Below are 20,805 nucleotides of genomic sequence, written 5' to 3'. Positions count from 1 at the left end.
ATATATGGAAAAGAAAAACAAATCCTCCAAAGGCATCAAGGCGTTCCTCAAATCGAGAAAAGCCCGCCACGGCAGTATTGCCGCCGTACTTGTTGTTTCGGCAGTCGCTCTCGTCGTGGTGCTCAACATAGTAGTGGGACTGCTCGTAGAGCGTTTCCCGAACCTCAAAATGGATCTGACCGCAAACAGCGCTTACGCTCTCTCAAGCGACGCTGAAGATTTCATGGCGCACCTCGACGACGATGTGAATATGTACATTCTCAGTCCCGAGAACTCCTTCGTCGGCAACGGCGAGTACTTCGTTCAGGCAAAGAACCTGCTCGAAAAAATGGAGGCGGCGTCAGGCGGAAAATTCACCGTATCCTACGTCGATACCACCTCAAATCCTTCATTTACCAATAAATATAAGAATATCGACTGGAGCTCCAACAACACAATGGCGGTCATGGAGTGCGGCGACCGCTATCAGGGCGTCAAGACAGACGACTGCTTCACCTACGACGAGCAGTACCTCGCGGCGGGTTACCACCAGGTAAACGGCACGACTATCGAGCAGGCGACAGTCACCGCTGCGATGAAGGTAACGACAGAGAATATGGTCGTTGTCGACTTCATCACCGGCAATCAGGAGAGCGACTACACAGCGCTCAAATCCCTGATTTCCAACAACGCCTACGACGTGCGCGAGGTTTCGCTCCTCACTGACGACCTCGACGACGACGCGCAGTTCGCGATAATTTACGCGCCGAAGGTCGACCTCGACGCAAAGGCAGTCGAAAAGCTCGAGAAGTGGCTCGACAACGACGGCAAATACGGCAGGAACCTCATCTACATTCCGGCTCCCGAAAACGCCGAGACGCCTAACGCCGAGTCGCTGATCGAGGAGTGGGGCATGAAGCTCACCGACGGCTTTGTATACGAGACGAGCGAGGATCACCTTCTCAGCAGCTCCGACATGTTCGTATTCATCACAGACTACAACGACTACTACACCGACGGGCTCAAGAACAAGGAGATTCCCGTCATGGTTTACCAGACCCGCGGCATTGAGATCACCGACGAGAACACCGCTCACGGTCTGCTCAACGCTTCCGACCGCGCGGGCATATTCCCGCTCGACGCGGACGACAGCTTCAAGCCCGAGGACGGAATAACCGGCAAGAATATTGCGGTTGCCGCCGAGGGAGTCAAGAGCGGGTCAGGCGCTGAGTCAAGGCTTATCATCTTCGGTTCGGACAGAATGTTTTCCTCGGATTTCATGACGATGAACAGCCTCAACAACGCCGACTTCTTCATGAGCGTGCTCAACACGGTCTCCGACAAGTCTGACGAGAGCGTTACGATCACCGGCAAAAAGCTCGAGAACAACGAGCTCGGTGTTACCGACATCACCACGACCGGCGCGATGAACATCATCTTTATCGGCGTGATTCCCGTCGCGATACTTGTTATCGGCATAGTAGTATGGCTGCGCAGGAGGCATATGTAATGAGTAAAAGTAAAAAAATAACGGTTATCGCGATACTCGCCGCAGCGGTCATTCTCGCGGGAGTTATGGTTCTCCTGCTTCTTTTGCCAAAGGACGGCGGAACCGACGCAGATACAGCCACACCCGACGAGCCCGCCGATATCTCGCTCAGCACCGACTCAAACGGCGTTCACCAGGCGGTCATAGGCAAGACCGGCGGCGCTGAGAACGGCTACGGCACTTTGATGGAATACGTGCCCGCCGACATCAAGTCAATGCACATCGAGAACGAAAAGGGCACTATCGACATCACCGCCTACACACCCGAGGGCGAGGCTACCGAGTACACCCTCGTGGGCTTCGAGGAGTTCGACAAGCAGTCCGGCGTCGCCGACAGGATCGCTAACGCCGCGGCTACACTCTCGTTCACCAGAATAGCGGGCAAGGACGACGGCGGCAGCGACTTCGGCTTTGACAAGCCGCGTTCTGTGGCAGAGATCACCTTCACGGACGACACAAAGGAAGTCATCACCGTCGGCGCGGACGCTCCTCAGGCGAGAGGAACATATATCAAGTTCGGCGACGGCAAGGACATTTACGTTATAGAGACCGATACCGCCAACAACTTCCTCCTCGGAGTGAATGATCTGATAAGTCTGACGATCAACAACGCCGCCGACGACGGCGAGAGCGGTCAGGCGCAGACGATAAGCGTGACATCGAACGGAGAGTCAGTTACCCTCGAGAGGTACAGCGGCGTGAAGTTCTCGTCTACCTACTACCTCACAGAGCCGATGACGAGATTCGCAAGCGAGATTGAGTCCAGCAAGATCGAGGGCGCTATACGCGGACTGTACGCGGACTCCGTTGCGTACGTCAATCCCTCAGATTCACAGCTCTCCGACGCGGGTCTTTCACAGCCCTACGCTACTCTGAGCGCTGATTATCCCGACACGACCGTTAAGCTCTACGCCTCAAAGCCCGATTCCGACGGCGAGGCATATCTCATGCTCGACGGCAGGAACGTCGTCTACACAATAAAGGCGGAGAAGGTTCCGTGGATCGAGACGACCTACGAAAAGCTCTGCAGCGAGTACGTGCTCTATCCCAAGATGACGGCGCTGACAGGCTTCGAGGTAAACGATAAGGCGTTTAAGCTCAGCACACGCGAGTCGCACACCACCGACGACGAGGGCAACGAGAATACCTCTTATGTAACTACGGTATTCCTCGGCGACGAGGAGATTCAGATCGAGAACTTCTCGGGCTTCTGCTCAGACGTCGGAATGATCGAGCTTGCCGACCCGAAGGACGGCAGCACAGGCGGCGACGCGACGCTCACTGTTAAATACACATACGAGGACGGCGATTCCGACGAGGTCGCGTTCTATCCCGACACCGACACGCTCTACACCGCCGTTGTAAACGGAAAGGTCATGGGTCACGCGAGAAAGTCGGATATCACAAGAGCCCTCGAGGGTCTTGAAAAGTTTAATTAACATATTTAAAAATTGGAGTGATACAATTATGGGTATGACAATGTCCCAGAAAATCCTCGCGGCTCACGCGGGGCTTGAGGAGGTAAAGGCGGGTCAGCTTATCAACGCGAAGCTCGACATGGTTCTCGGCAACGACGTAACCTCACCTGTCGCAATCAACGTTTTCGAGCAGAACGGCGCGACAGCCGTGTTCGACAACACCAAGATCGCAATGATCATGGACCATTTTACGCCTAACAAGGACATCAAGGCGGCGACTCTCGTCAAGCAGACGAGAAACTTTGCTAACAAGTACGACATCAAGAACTTTATGGACGTAGGTATGATGGGCATTGAGCACGCGCTTCTGCCCGAAATCGGTCTTGTAGGACCCGGCTGCCTGTGCATCGGCGCGGATTCCCACACCTGCACCTACGGCGCGCTCGGCGCGTTCTCGACCGGCGTAGGCTCAACCGATATGGCTGCCGGAATGATCAGCGGCAAGGCGTGGTTCAAGGTTCCGTCCGCGATAAAGTTCAATCTCGTCGGCAAGCCCAAGGGCTATGTCAGCGGCAAGGACGTTATCCTTCACATCATCGGAATGATCGGCGTCGACGGCGCTCTCTACAAGTCTATGGAATTCACCGGCGAGGGTGTGGCTGAGCTGAATATGGACGACAGGCTCTGCATCGCGAACATGGCTATCGAAGCCGGCGCGAAGAACGGCATTTTCCCGGTCGACGACGTGACAAGAGAATACTGCAACGGCAGATATCAGGGAACTCCCGTCGAGTACACCGCCGACGAGGACGCTGTTTACGACGAGGAGTACACGATCGACCTCGGCGATATCCGCCCGACAGTCGCATTCCCGCACCTTCCCGAGAATACCAGAACCGTCGACGAGATCGCCGCGGGCGAGGTAAAAATCGACCAGTGCGTGATCGGCTCCTGCACAAACGGCAGAATTTCCGACCTCAGAGCAGCGGCTGAGATTTTCAAGGGCAAAAAGCTCGCCAAGGGCGTGCGCTGCATCGTTATCCCCGGCACACAGAAAATCTGGCTGCAGGCTATGCACGAGGGTCTGTTCGATATCTTCGTTGAGGCGGGAGCGGTCGTTTCAACTCCGACCTGCGGTCCCTGTCTCGGCGGTCACATGGGTATTCTCGCGGCGGGCGAGAGAGCGGTTTCGACCACCAACCGCAACTTCGTCGGCAGAATGGGTCACGTAGACAGCGAGGTATATCTCGCAAGCCCCGCAGTCGCGGCGGCAAGCGCAGTTGCGGGCTACATCGTCGACCCCGCAAAGGTTTAAGGAGGAAATAACATGAACGCAAAAGGCAGAGTACATAAATTCGGAGACAACGTCGACACCGACGTAATTATTCCCGCGCGCTATCTCAACACCGCTTCCCACAAGGAGCTTGCGGCTCACTGCATGGAGGATATCGACGCGGAGTTTGTTAATAAGGTACAAGAAGGCGATATCATGGTAGCCGAGAAGAACTTCGGCTGCGGCTCATCGCGTGAGCACGCTCCGATCGCTATCAAGGCGAGCGGAATCTCCTGCGTTATCGCGTCGACCTTCGCGCGCATCTTTTACCGCAACTCGATCAACATCGGTCTGCCGATCCTTGAGTGCGACGAGGCGGCAAAGGAGATCAAGGACGGCGACACCGTTTCGGTCGATTTCAACACCGGCGTTATCACCGACGAGACCACAGGCAAGACCTATCAGGCTGAGCCCTTCCCGGAGTTCATTCAGAACATTATTCAAAAGGGCGGACTTATCAACTCTATACTTTAAAAAATCAAGGGGCTGTCGCATTTGCGGCAGTCCCGGATATTTTTATGTAGACATTTGCAGATTTTTGTGTTACCATTGAAATGATATAAATCATATTAAGAGGTATCATAATGCAAGAACAAATCAAAAAGAAAAAACGGAAAAATATGTCCTCGTTCCGTATTATTATCCTCAGCTTCTTCTCGCTTATCATGGTGGGAACGCTGCTGCTGATGCTGCCGATATCCTCGAGGGAGCGCGTGTTCACGCCGTTTGCCGACGCTCTGTTCACCGCGACCTCGGCGACCTGCGTAACCGGACTTATAGTGAGGGATACGGCTACATACTGGTCGTTTTTCGGACAGGCGGTCATTATCACGCTTATCCAGATAGGCGGAATGGGCGTTATCACGATCGGACTGACGATAATGCGCGCGTCGGGAATGAAGATCGGTCTGTGGCACAGAAGCATGATGAAGGAGTCCGTTTCGGCGCACACTGTCGGCGGAATGGTCCGCTACAGCGGATTTATAATAAAAACCTCGCTGCTTATCGAGCTTATCGGAGCGGCGCTGATGTTCCCCGTATTCTGCCGTGATTTCGGCGTTCTCAAGGGAATCTGGTATTCGTTCTTCCACTCGATCTCAGCGTTCTGCAATGCGGGCTTCGATCTGCTGGGAGTGCGCGGGCAGTTCTCGTCGCTGACAACCTACGGCAGCAATATCTACCTTAACACCATAATCATGCTGCTGATCATCGCGGGCGGTATCGGCTTCCTCGTATGGGGCGACCTGAAAACAAATCTTTTCCGCTTCAAGCGCTATTCGCTGCAGACAAAGGTCGTGCTTATCACGACGCTGTTTCTGATAGTTGTTCCGGCGATCTATTTCTTCTTCTGCGAATACGGCAATCTGAATATGTCCGACAGGATACTCAGCTCGTTCTTCCAGTCGGTAACGACGAGAACGGCGGGCTTCAACTCGACCGACCTGACGCAGATGAGCGAATCGGGTATTGCGGTCATGATAATTCTTATGCTGATAGGCGGCTCGCCGGGCTCAACCGCGGGCGGAATGAAAACCGTAACCATCGCCGTGCTTTTCCTCGCAGCAGTCGCGGTATTCGGAAGAAAAAAGGATATCCAGACCTTCAAGAGAAGAATCGCCGACGACGCGGTAAGAAATGCGGGCGCTATTCTGTTTATGTATTTTGCTCTCTGCTTTGTCAGCGCGGTAGTTATCAGTCAGGTTGAGCACATTCCGCTGCTCACCTGCATGTTTGAGACAAGCTCGGGCGTTGGCACGGTAGGTCTTACGCTCGGTATCACCACAAAGCTCGGACTGATGTCGAGGATAATACTAATGGTATTGATGTTCTTCGGCAGAGTCGGAGGACTGACGCTGATTTACGCGGCGCTGCCATCTTCGGGCAATACCAAGTCGCGTCTGCCACTTGAAAAAATTTCAATCGGATAGGAGAGTAATTATGAAATCGGTTTTGGTAATAGGCGCCGGACAATTCGGCACTTTGATTGCAATGCGAATGGAGGAGCTTCGCTGCGAGGTTATGATCGTTGATACCAACGAGGACACTATCGACGATATCGCTCCCTATGTGACTAACGCCACTATCGGCGACGGTACTAACGAGGAATTTCTCCGCACACTCGGCGTCGACAACTACGACGTGTGCTTCGTCACCCTCGGAAGCCACTTCCAGAGCTCGCTTGAAGCGACTTCACTGCTCAGCGAACTCGGCGCGAGAAAGGTGATTTCGAGAGCTACAAACGACGTGCAGATGAAGTTTTTGCTCCGCAACGGCGCGGACGAGGTCGTCTATCCCGAAAAGCAGACGGCGCTCCGTATCGCTACAAAGTACGCGTCGGACAGCATTCTGGATTATTTCCACCTCGAGCAGGAATACAATATCTATGAATTGAAGGTCCCGAAGGCGTGGCACGGAAAAACGCTTGTTCAGATCGACGCGCGCAAGAACTACAACCTCAATATTCTGACGATAAAGCGCGGCGGCGAGGTGCTGATTCCCTCGGCGGACACCATGGTCAAGTCCGAGGATATCGCATTTGTGCTCGGAAAATTCGAGGACGTAAAGAGAGCGCTCAGAATTTAATGATAAAAAATAATCCCGGCAGGACTCAGCGGTCTTGCCGGGAATTTTTTTTAATAAGTTAAAGCGCCGAATAGCCGTAGCTGTTGACGAGCGCCTCGATTTTTTCGCCGCGCTGACATATCGGACAGCGGTGCGGCTTGTAGCTCTGGTAGTCGCCGAGGTCGTTGGGGTCGAAAATCGTGTGAACAGGGTGGCCGTCGCATTCCTCGACGGTGGCGAAAATCGCCGAGATACCAACCACGATACCGCCGTAGTATTTGATCGCGTCGACAGCCGCGAGAGCGGTTTTTCCGGTGGTGACGGAAGCGGCGAGGATAAGGACGTGCTTGTTGTGAACCATGGGAATCAGGTTGTCGCGGAAAATCATCTGACCGCCGCCGATAAACTCGGGGCTGACAACGTAGATCGTCTGGTGAGCGTTCATGTTGACGAAGTTGTCCGCAGTCAGCTCGCGCGCTATGCAGGCGCCGATGACCTCGGTGCCGTCAAGACAGATGATCGTGTCGACGATCGTGGAAGCGCGGTACGCGGCAACCATTTCCTTCGCGACAGCCTCCGCCTCGGACAGACGGGTCTTTTGAGTCGTCACGTCAATGTAGTAGTTCGTGTGGCAGTGCATGGTCGCAAAATGACCCTTTTTAACGCGGAGAAATACGTTTTTGTTTTTGGTTCTGATTTTATATTCGCGTGACATAAGCGCCCTCCCGAAAAATTCATAAAAATTTTTTCTTATATAATTAATATTACAACATTCTGACAAAAAAAGCAAGGCTTTTTTGCGCGGAAAAAAGAGAGGTCTGAAATTCAAACCTCTCCTCATTATTACCCCTTTAAGTGGATCGTGAGCTCCGCCTTTTCGATAATGCGGAGGTCGTTGTCGTAGGAACAGAGTTTTCTCGCCTGCTGAAGATCGACCCAGATGTAGCTGTCGATTTCCTCCTCCTGGATCTTCACGTTGTCGGTGAAGGCGCGGGCGAGGAAGAACACGACTCTCTTGCGTATCTTTCCGAACGGACTGTACTCGCTGATCTCGCGGAAGCCCTGAACCAGAGTTACGTCCAGTCCGGTTTCCTCCTTTATCTCGCGGATAGCGGTCTCCTGTTCGGTCTCGCCATCCTCGATATGACCCTTCGGAAAGCTCCAGTATCTGCCGTTGTTGTTCTTGACGAGAAGGATCTTCGTGTTCTGCCGCGTCTTGTAAAAGATTATGCCGCCGCAGGATTTCTCGTAAAGACAGCGGATAGACTTGAGCCTGATGTTCCGCAGCCGCGAAAGTATCCTGCGCAGCTCGGGCTCGTAGAAAACCTCGCCGTAGGTCGATACGATCGGACGTTCTCCGTCGAGTCCGTCGAATTCGGCGACAGCAATGACTACGCCGTCAAAGTATTCTCTGACTTTTTTATGCGATACAACGTAGGCGCTCTTGTTCATAGCTCCGCCCGTGCCGATACGCGCCGAGTAGAGCCCGTCGCTGATGCTTCCGAACAGCGATACCTTGACATTTTCCGCGATCATTCTGCCGCCTCCTTTCATTATTGATTACAGATTCAGTGCTGACTTGCCGTCACTCAGTTGAACATGCCCGACATGCTGTCGAGCTGGAGCTGAGTGTTAGCGCTCATAACGCCGTTGGCAAAGAGCACGTCGGTGATTCCGTTCTCCACGCAGTATGCGGGAAGAGTTTTGCCGACGGTTGAGGAGAAGTAGCGGAAATCGACTACGTGAACCTCCTCGTAGTTGTTTGTAAAGTACGGAGCAAGCGCGTTGCCGTAGCTCTCCTTGACGATAACGATCTTTTTGCCCTTCTCGGCGTTCTCGGACTTCGACTTGATGACAGTCAGCGGATTGTCGCCGAAGATGAACACGCCGTAGGTCAGCGAGCCCTCGGTGGCTCCGGTGTAGTACGGGCTGTCGTAGGTCTCGGTAGCTCCGCCGTCATAGGTCAGCGTCATTTCGGTGCCGTAGGGGAACTCCCAGTAGTGAACGGTGTCGCTGTCAAGGCTCGGAGCGGAGTTTGTGAAGCTGCCGGTGAAGCCGTCGATAGTCTTTTCGGTGCAGCTCTCGAGCTTGAGGGCGGGCATGTTGTTGGTGTCGGCGAACGCCTTGTAGGCGTAGTACGCGCCGAGACCCGTCCAGTGGTGGTCGGACTTGAAGTAGATGTACTCCTCGTTGTGATCTGCGAGGTAGTTGTAGATGTTGATAGGCGTGACGTTCTTGTCCATAGCGGCGTAAGCGGTCTTGATGCTCTCGGCCTGAGAGGTCGAAACAATGTCGCCAGACTTGAGTCTTTCGGGCAGACCGTACTCGGTGTGGTTCGGAATGATCATGTCGTACACCTTGATACCCGGCAGCTTTGAAGCGAGGGTATTGATGGTGTTGGCGTAGGTCTTGGAGTGATCGTCGTCGCCGCCGAACAGCTCGTAGCCTGTCTTGTTCCAGACGTAGATCGAGTAGTAAAGCTCGCCGTTGGTATTGTCGTCCTTGATAACGGGCGTTTTGAAGTAGGTCGGTGACAAATCCTGCGCCAGCGAGGAGTTTGACGGCTCGTCCTGAGTCGCGGCTGTGGTGCCGCCCTGCTGCGCGATAGTGTCGGTCGAAACCTTGTTCTTGTCGCCGCTGCCCGATGAACAGCCGCGTATCATGAGTGAGAACAGCACGATTATCAGAATGAGGATCGCAATTCCGGTTCCGATTATTATCGCGCGGTTCCTGAGCCTGCGCTTGCGCTGAGCCTCACGCCTTCTGCGCGCGCTCGCGTTGCGGTAAACGGGTCGTCCGCTCGCTCCGTTGTTCGGTCGGCGCTGCTGAGAAGCGTTTCGGGGATATGAGTTGTTTCGCTGCGGACGGGCGCCGCTTTGCTGCGGACGGCTTCCTGATGAACGTCTGCGCCGGTCCAGGCTGTCGTCAAAATTGTCGAGGTCTTCGCGGGATACCAATTCACACACCTCCGTAGTATTTTGGATAAAAGTTTTGCCTGCGCAAAACATATATATCTATTATACAACATAATCACAATAAAAACAACAGATTTTTTCAGATTTTTTAGGGTATTACGCAAAAAATCCGACAGGCTTTGCTCATTCAAAAAGCCCGGGGTTCATTCTGCTGTAGTGAAAAATATACTGTTGTGCGATTCCCGCGTACTGTCCGAAGTCCTCCGCGGTCATTCCGGGGAACAGAGCCGCCATTGCGCGCTTCATCCACACATCGAGCGGAAAAGCCTCGATCCTGTGCATGCCGAACAGCAGGGTGCAGTCGGCTACCTTCGTGCCTACTCCCGTTATCTGCATAAGCTCACGCCGCGCTTCCTCGTAGCCGCAGGTACGGCATTTTTCGAGGTCAACGTCGCCGTCGGCAACCTTTCTCGCCGCGTCCACAAGGTAGCGGTTGCGAAAGCCCGCCCTCAGCGGCGCAAGATCGTCGGCGGTCAGTTCAGCTAGTTTTTCGACATCGGGAAAGGCAAAGCTGCCGTCGGGCAGCTCATCTCCGAAGGTCTCGCAGAGCCGCTGAACGATGCCTTTTATGCGCTTGATGTTGTTGTTTTGCGAGATGATGAAGGTGCACAGCGCTTCAAAAGGCTCCTGCCTGAGAATCCTGATACCCGGGGCGTACTTCGCGGCGTCGGCTAACACAGGGTGGATTGTGCTGATCTCCTCACGTATTCTGCCGTAGTCGAGTCCGAGGTCAAAGTAGCTGTGCCACAGCTCACGGTCGGCTTCATCGGCGTTTTCTATATATAAATCCGTGCCGTCGAGCCTGACGTTCACGCTTCTTCCAAACGCCACGCCGTCAAAGCTTCCGTCCTCGCGTTCGACCCAGCGGAAGCTCTGACCGCAGTCCAGCGTCTGGGCAAGGTCGAGGTCGGTGACGTTTTCGAATTTTAAAAACTTTTTCATAAATATCTCTCTCCGAACTTCCACAATTAATTATTATGTGGTACAATGTGAATATCAACTGATTTAGGAGTTTTTGCCATGAAAGAGACCATTGTTACCATACCTATCAACGACCTCTTTGCGCCTAAGTGCGGCTGTCCTCTCTGCCGCATGGAGGAAATGCTCGAGGAGCAGTACGTGACCTTCATCACAGGCGACGCTATGATGGAGCCGAGCGTCCGCGTCGCGACAAACAAGAAGGGCTTTTGTCACCGTCACTTCTCGCGGATGACTCAGCTCGGACAGAAGCTGCCCAACGCGCTTATTCTCGAAACCCACCTAGAGGTAATCAGGGACGAGCTCATGCCCAAGAAGCTAGGCGGCAAGCCTGACAAGAAGAAGCTCGAGGCTATCCGTCAGACGATGAATTCCTGCTACGTCTGCGACAGGGTAGAGGCGGATATGTTCCACCTCGTCGCCACTGTTTTCGCTGAGTGGGCAAAGGGCGGAGAGTTCCGCAAGACCTACAGCGAGCAGCCGTTCATCTGTCTCAAGCACTATCAGTTCATCATGACCGCCGCGATGGGCAAGGGCGGAGTTCCGTCAAAGCTTCTCGGCGATTTCCATGCTGAGACTGCCGCTCTCACAAAGAACTACCTCGAATCGCTCTACGGCGACATCAAGCACTTTGTTTCCATGTTCGACTACCGCAACCGCGGCAAGGACTGGGGCACCTCGACCGACGCTATTGAGCGCAGCATCGAGTTCCTCACGGGCGAGAAGCCGACAGTAGCGGAAAAATCAGAGTAACATATTAATAAGCTCGCAAACTCCGCCCTCGTCGTTTGAGGGAATGACCGCGTAAGCGGCTTCCAGACAGGCGGGAGTTGCATTGCTCACGGCGGCTGAGAACCCCGCGAGCGCGAGCATATCGGCGTCGTTGTCGGCATTGCCGGCAGCGGCGGTGTTTTTTATATCGATATCAAGCAATCCGCATAGCCGTTTCAGCGCGTTCGCCTTTGTCGCGGTGGCGTTCATCAGCTCGACGAAGTTCTTCGACGACGAGGTTATATACACGCCGGGCAGCTCTCTCTCGAGCATTGCCCACAGCCTTTCGCGAAGCTCTCTGTCGGTGCTGACGAATTCAATGCTGTCGAGATTTTTGCGGTTGCGGCGGATGTAGCCGCGCATATCGGAGCAGCAGCCGCGGGAGCCGCGGACGTAACCGACATAAGCCTCGGTGCAGCCGTATTTTATCGGGTCGTCGTAATATCTCTTGTCAGTGCAGGTCTCGCCCTCGAGGAAGGCTTCCCAGATGAGGTCATGCTCCTTTGTCAGCTCGAGAACGCGGAGGACGTCCGCTTCGTCGAGGGTGTCGGAATGCGTCCTTACTCCGTTTTGATAAATTGCCGCTCCGTTTGATGCGATGACCCAGCGTATGCCGTCTATTGCGAGCACATCCTCCGGCATTGACGAGAACGGTCTGCCGCTTGCGACGGCGACTTCGATTCCGCTGTCTATCGCCTGAATTATCGAGTCCCTGACCTCGGGAGCGAGAGTGTTGTCGGTGCGCAGGACGGTGCCGTCGAGGTCGAGAGCGAGTAGCTTAATCTCCATTTTTCAGCTCCTTTACTCCCATACGGCAAAAGCCGTTCATGCAGCAGTCCCGGCACTTCGGACTCCTAGCCGTGCAGACCGCTCTGCCGTGCAGCACGAGGCGGTGACAGAAGTTGTTGCTCTCGTCGGGCGGCAGAAGCTTGCGCAGGGCGTTTTCGATCTTTCTCTGGTCGGTCTCCTTGTGCAGACCGAGCCTTTTTGTGATTCTTATGCAGTGGGTGTCGACGACGATGGCGGGCTTGCCGTAAACGTCGCCGCAGATGAGATTCGCCGTCTTTCTGCCAATGCCGGGGAGCTTTGTCAGGTCGTCGATATTGTCGGGCACAACGGAGCCGAAGTCGCTGACGAGCATTTTCGCCATGGCAACGAGGTCTTTCGACTTTGTCTTGTACAGTCCGCAGGATTTGATATACTCCGCGACCTCCTCGGGCTGTGCGGCGGCAAAGCTCTCCGCGTCGGGAAAACGCTCAAACAGCGCGGGCGTTACGAGGTTGACTCTCGCGTCGGTACACTGGGCGGAGAGTCTTGTCGCGACAAGCAGCTGAAGCGGCGTTTCGTAGTCTAGCGAGCATTTCGCGTCGGGATATTCGTTTTTAAGCGCCTCGACAGCCGAGAGCGCGATTTCCTTTTTCGTCATAAAACCACCTTCTATGAAAAAATTTTAACATATTTTCAAAGCTATTGCAATCGGAGATTTTTCCATATATAATGGTATAAGAAACGGAGGAGATACAATGTATAAAAACTACATTTTCGATTTATACGGAACCCTTATCGACATCAACACCGACGAGTGGCAGGCAAAGCTCTGGAAGTCGCTGCAAATTCTCTACTCCTACCACGGCGCTCAGTACACCCCGCAGGAGATAAAGCGCGAGTACGGCAGGCTCGTCGAAAAAGAGAAGGCGTCAGTTCGCCGCCGCCACCCCGAATTCACCGTCATCGATATCAAAATCGAGAAGGTGTTCAAGGCTCTGTTCACACAGAAGGGCGTCAAGGCGACAAAGAGCCGCGTCGAGTTCATTGCTGAGGCGTTCCGCTGCTATTCGACGAAGTATATCAAGCTCTACGACGGAGTTCTCGATCTGCTCGACACGCTCAAAGCCCACGGCAAGAAGATATATCTCCTCTCGAACGCCCAGCGCGTGTTCACCGAGAACGAGCTGAATATGTTCGGTCTGGACAAGTATTTTGACGGCGTTTGCATCAGCTCCGACGAGGAGACATCAAAGCCCGACGCGCATTATTATCAGGCGCTTTTTGACCGCTACGGGCTCAAAAAAGAGGAGAGCATAATGATAGGCAACGACTATATTTCCGATATTGGCGGAGCGGCTGATTTCGGAATCGACAGCCTGTATGTCCACCAGAGCATTTCGCCCGAGATAAAGGGCGAGCTGCGCAGTCAGTACACCGTAATGGACGGCGACGTTTATAAAATCAAAAAATTGATAGTAAAAGAATAAAAAATTTCACCCCGGGCATAATAACCCCGAGGTGATTTTTTATGAGCAAGAAAAAGAAAAAGAAGTCCGACGACACGCCCATCACCGAAATGAATACGGTGTACACCAACGAGATGACGGGCAGGATTCCCGCGAACCCCGACGATGAGGATTACGCCGAGGACGACGAGGAGCTTTAAATGAAAAGGGCGGAGGCGATTGATTTCGTCTCCGCCCTGTGCTATTAAATTACTTGACTCTGTGAACTCCGCTCAGGTCAGCCGTCATTATGCACCCTGTGGTGCAGCTTCTCGCGCAGACCGCGAAGTCCGGGCAGTTGTCGCACTTATCGTAGTCGATGACCGCCACGTTGTCGGTGACCTTTATCGCGCCGAGAGGACAGACCTTCTCGCACTTTTTGCAGCCTATACAGCCGTTAGAGCAGACCTTTCTTGTGACAGCGCCTTTGTCCTTGTTGCTGCACATAACAACGACCCTTTCAACGTCCGCGACGAGAGAGATAAGTCGGTTCGGACAAGCCTTCGCGCAGAGTCCGCAGCCCACGCAGTCGTTTGTATTGACGCGGGCGACTCCGTCCGCAATACAGATAGCATCGTGCGGGCAGACCTTAGCGCAGTCGCCGAAGCCGAGACAGCCGTAGGTGCAGCTGCCCTTGCCGCCGTACATAAGCTTTGCCGCGGCGCAGGTTTCAATGCCCTGATATTCAACCTTGTCCTGAGTGTGCTCACAGTCGCCGGAGCAGTGGACGACCGCTACCTGCTCGACTACGTCGGCGAATTCAACGCCGAGTATCTCGCTGAGCTGTCTTGAAACTCCGTCCGCGCCGGGAATACAGAGGTTAGCCGGAGTGTCGGGGTTTTCACAGAGAGCCTTGGCGTAGCCGTCGCAGCCGGCAAAGCCGCAGGCTCCGCAGTTCGCGCCGGGCAGGCATTCCCTGATCGCGGGGAACCTCTCGTCCTCCTTGACCGCCATGACCTTTGCGGCGATAACGAGCACCGCGGCGCAGATCACGCCGATGATTACGACGGGTATGACCGCCGTGAGAATCGCTTCCATGTAATTACCTCCTTACGCGAACAGATTTTCAATAACGCCGCCGAAGCCGAGGAAGGACAGCGAGGTTATCGCCGCCGCGACCAGCGTTATCGGCAGACCCTTGAAGCTCTTGGGCACGTCGGATTTTTCGAGCACCGAGCGCACGCCCGAGAACATGACCATCGCGAGGAAGAATCCCAGACCGCTTCCGAGCGAGTTTACCATCGCCTCAAGGAAGGTGTAGCCCTCGTCGATATTGAGGATAGTAACGCCGAGCACCGCGCAGTTGGTGGTGATAAGCGGCAGGTAAACGCCGAGCGACTTGTGCAGCGACGGAATGTAACGCTTTAGTACGATCTCGACGAGCTGTACGAGAGCCGCGATGACGAGAATGAATACTATCGTCTGCAAATAGCCCAGACCGTTCGGGTTGAGCAGATACATCTGTATCGGATACGTAGCGGCGGTAGCCATGAGCATTACGAAGATGACCGCGAGGCTCATTCCCGTTGCGGAGTCGAGCTTCTTTGATACGCCGAGGAACGGACAGATACCGAGGAAGCGCGAGAGCACGTAGTTGTTGATAAATACCGCCGAGAGCAGGATAATGATGAGCTTAGTCATTAGCCGCAGCCTCCTCTCTCTTTGCGCAGGAGTGCGAGCAGACCTCAGCCGACGGACAGCCCGCGCAGCCGAATTCCTGTTTCTTGGGCTTGTTTGCGGAGAACTTGTTGACCGCCGCTATGAGCAGACCGAAAACGAAGAAGCCGCCGGGAGCCATTGTGAGAATGGAAATGTGGTTGTCATAAAGCACGGGGATAGGCAGACCGAAGAAGGTTCCGTTGCCGAAAACCTCGCGGATAAGCGCCATAAGGCTCAGCGCGAGGGTAAAGCCCGCGCCCATTCCGAGAGCGTCGACAGCCGAGTCGAATACCTTGTTTTTGTTAGCGAACATCTCGGCGCGTCCGAGGATAATGCAGTTGACGACGATCAGCGGCAGATAAATTCCGAGAGCCGCGTCGAGTGCCGGAGCGAACGCCTTGACGAGCATCTGGACCATTGTCACGAAGCCCGCGATAAGCACGATGTAGCAGGGAATGCGCACCTTGTCGGGAATGACCTTGCGCAGGGCGGAAATGACAATGTTCGAGCAGAGCAGAACGACGGTAGCCGCCAAGCCCATGCCGAGCGCGTTTGAAATGCTCGTCGAGGTGGCGAGAGTGGGGCAGGTGCCGAGAACGAGAACGAGAACGGGGTTCTCTTTGACAAGACCCTTAGAGAAATTTTGCAGGGTGTTCATCACTTCGCCTCCTTCGTCAGTTCATCGTAAGCGGCAAACGCGTTGCCGATCGCCTTTTTGTAAGCCTTTGAGGAGATAGTCGCGCCGGTTATCGAGTCGACGTCCGAGTAATCGTCCTCGCTTTTTCCTATATAATTATCGCCGTAATTGCTTGCGACGACCTTTGAGCCTATTCCGCTCGTCTCATTGTGCGAGAGGGTTTTGATTTTAGTGAGCTTGCCGTCGATAATGCCGCAGCTGAGCTTGATGTCGCCGCCGTAGCCCTTTGTGGTGAGCATGAATACATAGCCGCCGTTGTCGGCGAGGTAGGCTTCCGTAACTCCCTCGGGAAGCTCAGAGTCGATTTTCTCAAAGCTTGTCGCCTCGGGCATGACCTCGAGCCTTGCTTCCTCGGCAGCCTTCTGTTCGGCGGCGAGAATGATCGGCGAGGTGACTGAGTTGATGTAGGCGAGCAGTGCGGTGACAACAAGGCAGATCGCACCGAGCACCGCGATGGGTTTGATTATGTCCTTCATTCCTCAACACCTCCCACAAGCGGCTTTGACCGCGTCAGCTTTGAGATGTACGGGGTGAGGATATTCATAAGGAGTATCGAGTAGCTCACGCCCTCGGGGTAGTTGCCCCAGAAGCGGATAAGTATCGTGATAAGACCGCAGCCCACGCCGAAGATTATCTTGCCCCATTTAGTGTTGGGAGTGGTGGCGTAGTCGGTAGCCATGAATAAAGCGCCGAGCAGCAGACCGCCCGAGAGCACCTGACCGAGAACGTCCTTGCCGCAGACGAGCGACATCAGTGCGACGGTGCCGATAAACGCAACGGGCGTGTGCCAGCTTATTACGCGGCGGACGAGCAGGTAGCCGCCGCCGAGGATAAGCGCCAGCGAGCAGGTCTCGCCGAGGGAGCCGCCGCAGTTGCCGAGAAAGAGGTCGAGGTAGGACGGCATATCCGTGCTGTTAGTCATTGCGACAAGAGGAGTCGCGCTTGTCGAGGCGTTGACGTCGGTAAAGAAGCCGCCGGGAGCGATCCACTTTGTCATATCTCCCGAGAACGCGACGAGCATGATTATTCTGGCGGTGATAGCGGGGTTCGCGAAGTTCTGTCCTATGCCGCCGAACAGCTGCTTGACTACGATGATCGCGATAACGCTTCCGAGCATAGCCTGCCATATCGGGATAGTAACCGGCAGATTGAAAGCGAGCAGCATTCCCGTAACGACCGCCGAGAGGTCAGAGATCGTGTTTTCCTTTTTGCAGAGCTTCTCAAAGAGGAACTCCGAGAGCACGCAGGTGCCTGCGCATACCGCGACGATGAGCAGAGCGCGCCAGCCGAAGATGATCGCGGCGGCGATTTCCGCGGGAGCGAGCGCGATGATAACGTCGAGCATTATCATCTGAGTGCTGCGGCTTGTGTGAAAGTGGGGCGAAACGGTTGAGATCAGCTTGTTCATCATTTGCCCTCCTTTTTGCTGTTCTGATACTGTCTGAGCACGAGCTTCGAGAGCTTGTTCGTCTGTACCAGCGGTCTGTGCGCCGGGCAGATGTACGAGCAGCAGCCGCACTCCATGCAGAGGTCGACGCAGAGCTTTTCGAGCGCTTCGGCGTCGTTAGTCTTGTAGGCGAGAGCAATCTCGCGCGGGTCGAGCCTGAGCGGACAGTGGTTGATGCACGAGCCGCAGTTGATGCACGCCGTAGTTCTCGGCGGCTTGGCTTCCTTTTTGCCCATAGCGATGACCGCGTTTGTGTTTTTCATGATCGGGCTGTCGGCTGACGGAGCGGTTATGCCCATCATCGGACCGCCGTAGAGGAGCTTTGCGGGATCTTCCTTGCAGCCGCCTGCTGCCTCGAGCAGATCGGCGAATGTCGTGCCTATCGGGGCTATCACGTTCTTCGGCTCCTTTACCGCGCTTCCGTCGACGGTCACGCACTTTTCAACGAGCGGCATGCCCGTCTCGAGGTATTCCGCGATGAACGCGAGAGTCGTGACGTTGATAACAATAGCGCCGACGTCAAGCGGCAAGCCGCCCTTGGGAACGATTTTTCCGGTGCAGTTGTAGATCAACACCTTCTCGCCGCCTTGAGGGTACATCGCAGGCAGAACCTTCACGCTCACTCCGTCAGTATTTGCGGCAAGCTCCTTCATTTTCGCGATGGCTTCGGGCTTGTTGTCCTCAATGCCGATGATGAAGGTTTTTACGCCGAGGTACTTTTTCAGAGCCTCAATTCCTTTTTTTATCGAGTCCGTGCGGTCGAGCATCGTCCGCGTGTCCGAGGTGATGTACGGCTCGCACTCCGCGGCGTTGATGATGACGTACTTGAAAACCGAGAGATCCTTTGTGACGAATTTCACGAACGTCGGGAAGCCCGCGCCGCCGAGTCCGACGGAGCCGCTGTTCTTCACCGCGTCGATGAAGCTGTCGAGGTCGTGAACCTCCGGTGGAGTGATGTTCTCGTCGGGAGTCTGCAGTCCGTCGCTGTCGATAAGGATACAGGGCACCTTGGAGCCGTTCATTATTGTGATCTCGTCTATCTTCTGCACCTTGCCCGAGACGCTCGAGTGGATAGGCGCGGAGATATATCCGTCCGCCTGAGCGATAAGCGTGCCGACCTTTACCTCGTCGCCGCGCTTGACGACGGGCTTCGCGGGTCTGCCTATGTGCATCGACATAGGAATAACCACGGTCTTTGGCGGCGCGATACGCACCGGCGGCAGCTGCGCCGTGTTCTTGCGGTGCGGCACATGAATACCGTGTAGTTTCATATATTTCCTCCTCATATGGGTATTTAAGCGCATATACAATTATTATACCATTTTAAATGGACTTTGTATATGTGATTTTTGTCAGAAAAACAGATTTGAATTTATCAAAGTTTCACAAAAAGTACAGGCATTTTATTTTGTAGGTATTCAATGAAAACTATTTTGTATCGTTGTGCATGGTGCACAATTCGAAAAAACGCAAAAAATAATGGATAGACAAAAATCCAAAAATACTTTGTTCGCTCAGGGAAGTATTGACTTTAGTGGAGATTGATGATATATTTATCCTGGAAAATCCGCATGGATTTTGAAAGGAGATTATTTTATCATGAGAAAGATAATGAAAAAAGTCGCGGCTTTAGGCGCTGCGGCGGTTCTCGCGGCAACTGCCGTTATCAGCGTTTCCGCGGCGAGAGTTGAGAATGAAAACCTTATTATCAGAACAAGCGATGACAGAATGGATATGTTCAGCACAAAAGGCGGCAACCTCCTGTTCTCGTTCATAAACAGATACGGCGACACAGCCGACGCTACCTCGCGTCCGTATGTCAGTGTAAACGAAAGCATGACCATTCCGACATTTACTAACGACGTTGTCGATACCCAGAACCTAACGCTCACCGGCACAACAATGGTTTACGGCATCGATGTTGTAAGAACGATCCGCATTATCGGCAACAACACCAACGGCGCGCTGGATACCGCCGAGTTTTCACTCACACTCACAAACAACACCGACACAACAAAGAACGTCGGCGGCAAGTTTTTCCTCGACACCATGGTCGAGGGCAACGACCATGCACCCTTCCGTGTTGCGGGCGTAGGCGCGATCAGCACAAAGACCCAGTTTGAGGGCGACAACATTCCTGCGTCCTTCCAGGCGTTCGACAGCCTCCAGAGCCCCAAGACGATCGGCACAGGCACCTTCGCTACAGGCGCGGGCAAGCCCGACGTTGTGCAGTTCAGAAACTTCGGCGACTCAAGATATCCGCTTGTTCCCGAGATCGATACGTCGGAGGAAATCGGCGACAGCGCGGTAAACGTTATCTGGCTCGAGCGCGAGCTTGCACCCGGCGAAACCCGTGTACTCACGACCTACTACGGTCTCGGCTATATCGACGTCAGTGAAGGTAGCGAGCTCAAGCTCGGCGCGACCAAGATCGACGGCAGCTTCACCATCTCTGAGGACGGCAACAGCTACAATCCCGTCAGACTCACCTCTTACGTCAGCAACAGCGGCACCGTTCAGCTCAGCGACGTTGAGATGTCTCTCGTACTTCCCGCCGGTGTAACAGCCGACAATACCGTATTCAACGCAGGCGATCTCCCCGTAAGAGGCGAGAAGCAGAATACATGGACTCTTACCGCAGCTCCCTCACCTGTTGAGAGAACAGTCACAGTATTGATCAACGCCAAGTCCAAGGAGACAGGCGAGGTCGAGCCCATAATTTATTCCTACACTATCCCCGCAATCAACGGCGCAGAGCCCATCGTTGAGCCGACAACAGCTGAGCCCACCACAGCTGAGCCTACAACCGTTGAGCCTACCACTGTTGAGGCGACTACCGTTGCTCCCACAACCGTACAGCCAACAACCGCCGCTACTAAGGACGAGGCGACCAAGTCTGAGGCTACAAAGTCCCAGGCTAACGGTACTGTAAAGACAGGAGAGGCATTCCCCGCGATCGCCGTATTGCTCACTCTCGTTGCAGGAGTCGGAGCTGTCTACTTCTACAGAAGAAAGTACTCTAAGTAATAATCTGAATTAATATTCCTTCGGGACAGAAAGGCAAACGCTTTTCTGCCCCGTTTTTTTACCGCAAAAGCATGACAGAGACAGCTGCGCCTGCCGAAAGCAGAACGCCTGACCCGCCGTTGATGAACTTTTAAGCA

Annotated in this window: 22 protein-coding genes; 10 read left to right on the top strand and 12 right to left on the bottom strand. The window is 54.2% G+C overall.

Annotation, left to right across the window (positions count from 1 at the left end; translation table 11 throughout):
• Positions 1-4: 4 nt before the first annotated feature.
• The 6 genes from KQI64_RS02010 to KQI64_RS01985 all read left to right on the top strand — a co-directional run bounded on the left by KQI64_RS02010 (position 5) and on the right by KQI64_RS01985 (position 6,862).
• Positions 5-1,489, top strand: a complete 1,485-nt coding sequence (locus KQI64_RS02010; protein WP_216523104.1) for a Gldg family protein — start codon at positions 5-7, stop codon at positions 1,487-1,489.
• Complete coding sequence (locus KQI64_RS02005; protein WP_216523103.1) at positions 1,489-2,967, top strand: DUF4340 domain-containing protein; 1,479 nt, start codon at positions 1,489-1,491, stop codon at positions 2,965-2,967. The genes KQI64_RS02010 and KQI64_RS02005 overlap by 1 nt, the downstream gene beginning before the upstream one ends.
• Before the next feature lie 28 nt (positions 2,968-2,995).
• The gene (leuC, locus tag KQI64_RS02000) at positions 2,996-4,261 is read left to right on the top strand and encodes a 3-isopropylmalate dehydratase large subunit (RefSeq protein WP_216523102.1); all 1,266 of its coding nucleotides are present in this window, start codon (positions 2,996-2,998) and stop codon (positions 4,259-4,261) included.
• 12 nt (positions 4,262-4,273) lie between these two features.
• Positions 4,274-4,753, top strand: coding sequence for a 3-isopropylmalate dehydratase small subunit (leuD, locus tag KQI64_RS01995; protein WP_216523101.1), 480 nt, complete (start codon positions 4,274-4,276; stop codon positions 4,751-4,753).
• A gap of 110 nt (positions 4,754-4,863) precedes the next feature.
• Positions 4,864-6,207 (top strand): TrkH family potassium uptake protein, encoded by a 1,344-nt coding sequence (locus KQI64_RS01990; RefSeq protein ID WP_216523100.1) that lies wholly within the window; start codon positions 4,864-4,866, stop codon positions 6,205-6,207.
• Between the two features lie 10 nt (positions 6,208-6,217).
• Entirely contained in the window at positions 6,218-6,862 is a 645-nt protein-coding gene (locus KQI64_RS01985) for a potassium channel family protein (RefSeq protein ID WP_216523099.1), read from the top strand.
• 58 nt (positions 6,863-6,920) lie between these two features.
• On the opposite strand, the gene KQI64_RS01980 is transcribed toward KQI64_RS01985, so the two are convergent.
• From KQI64_RS01980 to KQI64_RS01965, 4 genes are all read right to left on the bottom strand, one after another.
• Positions 6,921-7,556: an orotate phosphoribosyltransferase gene (locus KQI64_RS01980; RefSeq protein WP_216523098.1), complete on the bottom strand. Its 636-nt coding sequence runs from the start codon at positions 7,554-7,556 to the stop codon at positions 6,921-6,923.
• A gap of 128 nt (positions 7,557-7,684) precedes the next feature.
• Positions 7,685-8,377: a bis(5'-nucleosyl)-tetraphosphatase gene (locus tag KQI64_RS01975; protein ID WP_253289153.1), complete on the bottom strand. Its 693-nt coding sequence runs from the start codon at positions 8,375-8,377 to the stop codon at positions 7,685-7,687.
• Between the two features lie 53 nt (positions 8,378-8,430).
• A complete protein-coding gene (locus KQI64_RS01970; protein WP_216523097.1) occupies positions 8,431-9,798 on the bottom strand; it encodes a DHHW family protein in 1,368 nt (455 codons plus the stop codon).
• A gap of 141 nt (positions 9,799-9,939) precedes the next feature.
• Positions 9,940-10,758 (bottom strand): DNA-3-methyladenine glycosylase family protein, encoded by an 819-nt coding sequence (locus KQI64_RS01965; RefSeq protein ID WP_216523096.1) that lies wholly within the window; start codon positions 10,756-10,758, stop codon positions 9,940-9,942.
• 78 nt (positions 10,759-10,836) lie between these two features.
• Here KQI64_RS01965 and KQI64_RS01960 point away from each other — a divergent pair, with 78 nt between their 5' ends.
• Positions 10,837-11,547, top strand: a complete 711-nt coding sequence (locus KQI64_RS01960; RefSeq protein WP_216523095.1) for a DUF6062 family protein — start codon at positions 10,837-10,839, stop codon at positions 11,545-11,547.
• Here the strand turns inward: KQI64_RS01960 and KQI64_RS01955 are convergent.
• Both KQI64_RS01955 and nth read right to left on the bottom strand, forming a co-directional pair.
• Complete coding sequence (locus KQI64_RS01955) at positions 11,539-12,354, bottom strand: HAD-IIB family hydrolase (RefSeq protein ID WP_216523094.1); 816 nt, start codon at positions 12,352-12,354, stop codon at positions 11,539-11,541. The genes KQI64_RS01960 and KQI64_RS01955 overlap by 9 nt on opposite strands.
• Positions 12,344-12,991 (bottom strand): endonuclease III, encoded by a 648-nt coding sequence (gene nth / locus KQI64_RS01950; protein WP_216523093.1) that lies wholly within the window; start codon positions 12,989-12,991, stop codon positions 12,344-12,346. The genes KQI64_RS01955 and nth overlap by 11 nt, the downstream gene beginning before the upstream one ends.
• A gap of 97 nt (positions 12,992-13,088) precedes the next feature.
• Here nth and KQI64_RS01945 point away from each other — a divergent pair, with 97 nt between their 5' ends.
• Positions 13,089-13,820 (top strand): HAD family hydrolase, encoded by a 732-nt coding sequence (locus tag KQI64_RS01945; RefSeq protein WP_216523092.1) that lies wholly within the window; start codon positions 13,089-13,091, stop codon positions 13,818-13,820.
• 41 nt (positions 13,821-13,861) lie between these two features.
• Positions 13,862-13,999: a hypothetical protein gene (locus KQI64_RS01940; RefSeq protein ID WP_216523091.1), complete on the top strand. Its 138-nt coding sequence runs from the start codon at positions 13,862-13,864 to the stop codon at positions 13,997-13,999.
• Between the two features lie 49 nt (positions 14,000-14,048).
• On the opposite strand, the gene KQI64_RS01935 is transcribed toward KQI64_RS01940, so the two are convergent.
• The 6 genes from KQI64_RS01935 to rsxC are packed head-to-tail and all read right to left on the bottom strand — an operon-like array spanning position 14,049 to position 18,912.
• Complete coding sequence (locus KQI64_RS01935; protein ID WP_216523090.1) at positions 14,049-14,876, bottom strand: RnfABCDGE type electron transport complex subunit B; 828 nt, start codon at positions 14,874-14,876, stop codon at positions 14,049-14,051.
• 12 nt (positions 14,877-14,888) lie between these two features.
• Positions 14,889-15,479 (bottom strand): electron transport complex protein RnfA, encoded by a 591-nt coding sequence (locus tag KQI64_RS01930; protein WP_216523089.1) that lies wholly within the window; start codon positions 15,477-15,479, stop codon positions 14,889-14,891.
• Positions 15,472-16,155, bottom strand: coding sequence for an electron transport complex subunit RsxE (gene rsxE, locus KQI64_RS01925; protein WP_216523088.1), 684 nt, complete (start codon positions 16,153-16,155; stop codon positions 15,472-15,474). Before rsxE ends, KQI64_RS01930 begins: the two co-directional genes overlap by 8 nt.
• Positions 16,155-16,670: an FMN-binding protein gene (locus KQI64_RS01920; RefSeq protein ID WP_216523087.1), complete on the bottom strand. Its 516-nt coding sequence runs from the start codon at positions 16,668-16,670 to the stop codon at positions 16,155-16,157. The genes rsxE and KQI64_RS01920 overlap by 1 nt, the downstream gene beginning before the upstream one ends.
• Positions 16,667-17,602, bottom strand: a complete 936-nt coding sequence (locus KQI64_RS01915; RefSeq protein WP_330622925.1) for an RnfABCDGE type electron transport complex subunit D — start codon at positions 17,600-17,602, stop codon at positions 16,667-16,669. Before KQI64_RS01915 ends, KQI64_RS01920 begins: the two co-directional genes overlap by 4 nt.
• The gene (rsxC, locus tag KQI64_RS01910; RefSeq protein WP_253289152.1) at positions 17,602-18,912 is read right to left on the bottom strand and encodes an electron transport complex subunit RsxC; all 1,311 of its coding nucleotides are present in this window, start codon (positions 18,910-18,912) and stop codon (positions 17,602-17,604) included. Before rsxC ends, KQI64_RS01915 begins: the two co-directional genes overlap by 1 nt.
• A 328-nt stretch (positions 18,913-19,240) precedes the next feature.
• Between rsxC and KQI64_RS01905 the strand changes: the two genes are divergently transcribed.
• Positions 19,241-20,668, top strand: a complete 1,428-nt coding sequence (locus KQI64_RS01905; protein WP_216523084.1) for a hypothetical protein — start codon at positions 19,241-19,243, stop codon at positions 20,666-20,668.
• The last annotated feature ends 137 nt before the right edge of the window (positions 20,669-20,805 follow it).

Source organism: Lachnoclostridium sp. MSJ-17, assembly GCF_018918205.1.
Classification (GTDB): Bacteria; Bacillota; Clostridia; order Oscillospirales; family Acutalibacteraceae; genus Ruminococcoides.
The sequence above is the reverse complement of the archived record's forward strand: the minus strand, read 5'-3'. Positions and strand labels throughout refer to the sequence as shown.

Bases quoted from the DNA above. Each gene is read 5' to 3' on its own strand.
- KQI64_RS02010 (WP_216523104.1), top strand. From the start codon at position 5: ATGGAAAAGAAAAACAAATCCTCCAAAGGCATCAAGGCGTTCCTCAAA.
- KQI64_RS02005 (WP_216523103.1), top strand. From the start codon at position 1,489: ATGAGTAAAAGTAAAAAAATAACGGTTATCGCGATACTCGCCGCAGCG.
- leuC (WP_216523102.1), top strand. From the start codon at position 2,996: ATGGGTATGACAATGTCCCAGAAAATCCTCGCGGCTCACGCGGGGCTT.
- leuD (WP_216523101.1), top strand. From the start codon at position 4,274: ATGAACGCAAAAGGCAGAGTACATAAATTCGGAGACAACGTCGACACC.
- KQI64_RS01990 (WP_216523100.1), top strand. From the start codon at position 4,864: ATGCAAGAACAAATCAAAAAGAAAAAACGGAAAAATATGTCCTCGTTC.
- KQI64_RS01985 (WP_216523099.1), top strand. From the start codon at position 6,218: ATGAAATCGGTTTTGGTAATAGGCGCCGGACAATTCGGCACTTTGATT.
- KQI64_RS01980 (WP_216523098.1), bottom strand. From the start codon at position 7,556: ATGTCACGCGAATATAAAATCAGAACCAAAAACAAAAACGTATTTCTC.
- KQI64_RS01975 (WP_253289153.1), bottom strand. From the start codon at position 8,377: ATGATCGCGGAAAATGTCAAGGTATCGCTGTTCGGAAGCATCAGCGAC.
- KQI64_RS01965 (WP_216523096.1), bottom strand. From the start codon at position 10,758: ATGAAAAAGTTTTTAAAATTCGAAAACGTCACCGACCTCGACCTTGCC.
- KQI64_RS01960 (WP_216523095.1), top strand. From the start codon at position 10,837: ATGAAAGAGACCATTGTTACCATACCTATCAACGACCTCTTTGCGCCT.
- KQI64_RS01955 (WP_216523094.1), bottom strand. From the start codon at position 12,354: ATGGAGATTAAGCTACTCGCTCTCGACCTCGACGGCACCGTCCTGCGC.
- nth (WP_216523093.1), bottom strand. From the start codon at position 12,991: ATGACGAAAAAGGAAATCGCGCTCTCGGCTGTCGAGGCGCTTAAAAAC.
- KQI64_RS01945 (WP_216523092.1), top strand. From the start codon at position 13,089: ATGTATAAAAACTACATTTTCGATTTATACGGAACCCTTATCGACATC.
- KQI64_RS01940 (WP_216523091.1), top strand. From the start codon at position 13,862: ATGAGCAAGAAAAAGAAAAAGAAGTCCGACGACACGCCCATCACCGAA.
- KQI64_RS01935 (WP_216523090.1), bottom strand. From the start codon at position 14,876: ATGGAAGCGATTCTCACGGCGGTCATACCCGTCGTAATCATCGGCGTG.
- KQI64_RS01930 (WP_216523089.1), bottom strand. From the start codon at position 15,479: ATGACTAAGCTCATCATTATCCTGCTCTCGGCGGTATTTATCAACAAC.
- rsxE (WP_216523088.1), bottom strand. From the start codon at position 16,155: ATGAACACCCTGCAAAATTTCTCTAAGGGTCTTGTCAAAGAGAACCCC.
- KQI64_RS01920 (WP_216523087.1), bottom strand. From the start codon at position 16,670: ATGAAGGACATAATCAAACCCATCGCGGTGCTCGGTGCGATCTGCCTT.
- KQI64_RS01915 (WP_330622925.1), bottom strand. From the start codon at position 17,602: ATGAACAAGCTGATCTCAACCGTTTCGCCCCACTTTCACACAAGCCGC.
- rsxC (WP_253289152.1), bottom strand. From the start codon at position 18,912: ATGAAACTACACGGTATTCATGTGCCGCACCGCAAGAACACGGCGCAG.
- KQI64_RS01905 (WP_216523084.1), top strand. From the start codon at position 19,241: ATGAGAAAGATAATGAAAAAAGTCGCGGCTTTAGGCGCTGCGGCGGTT.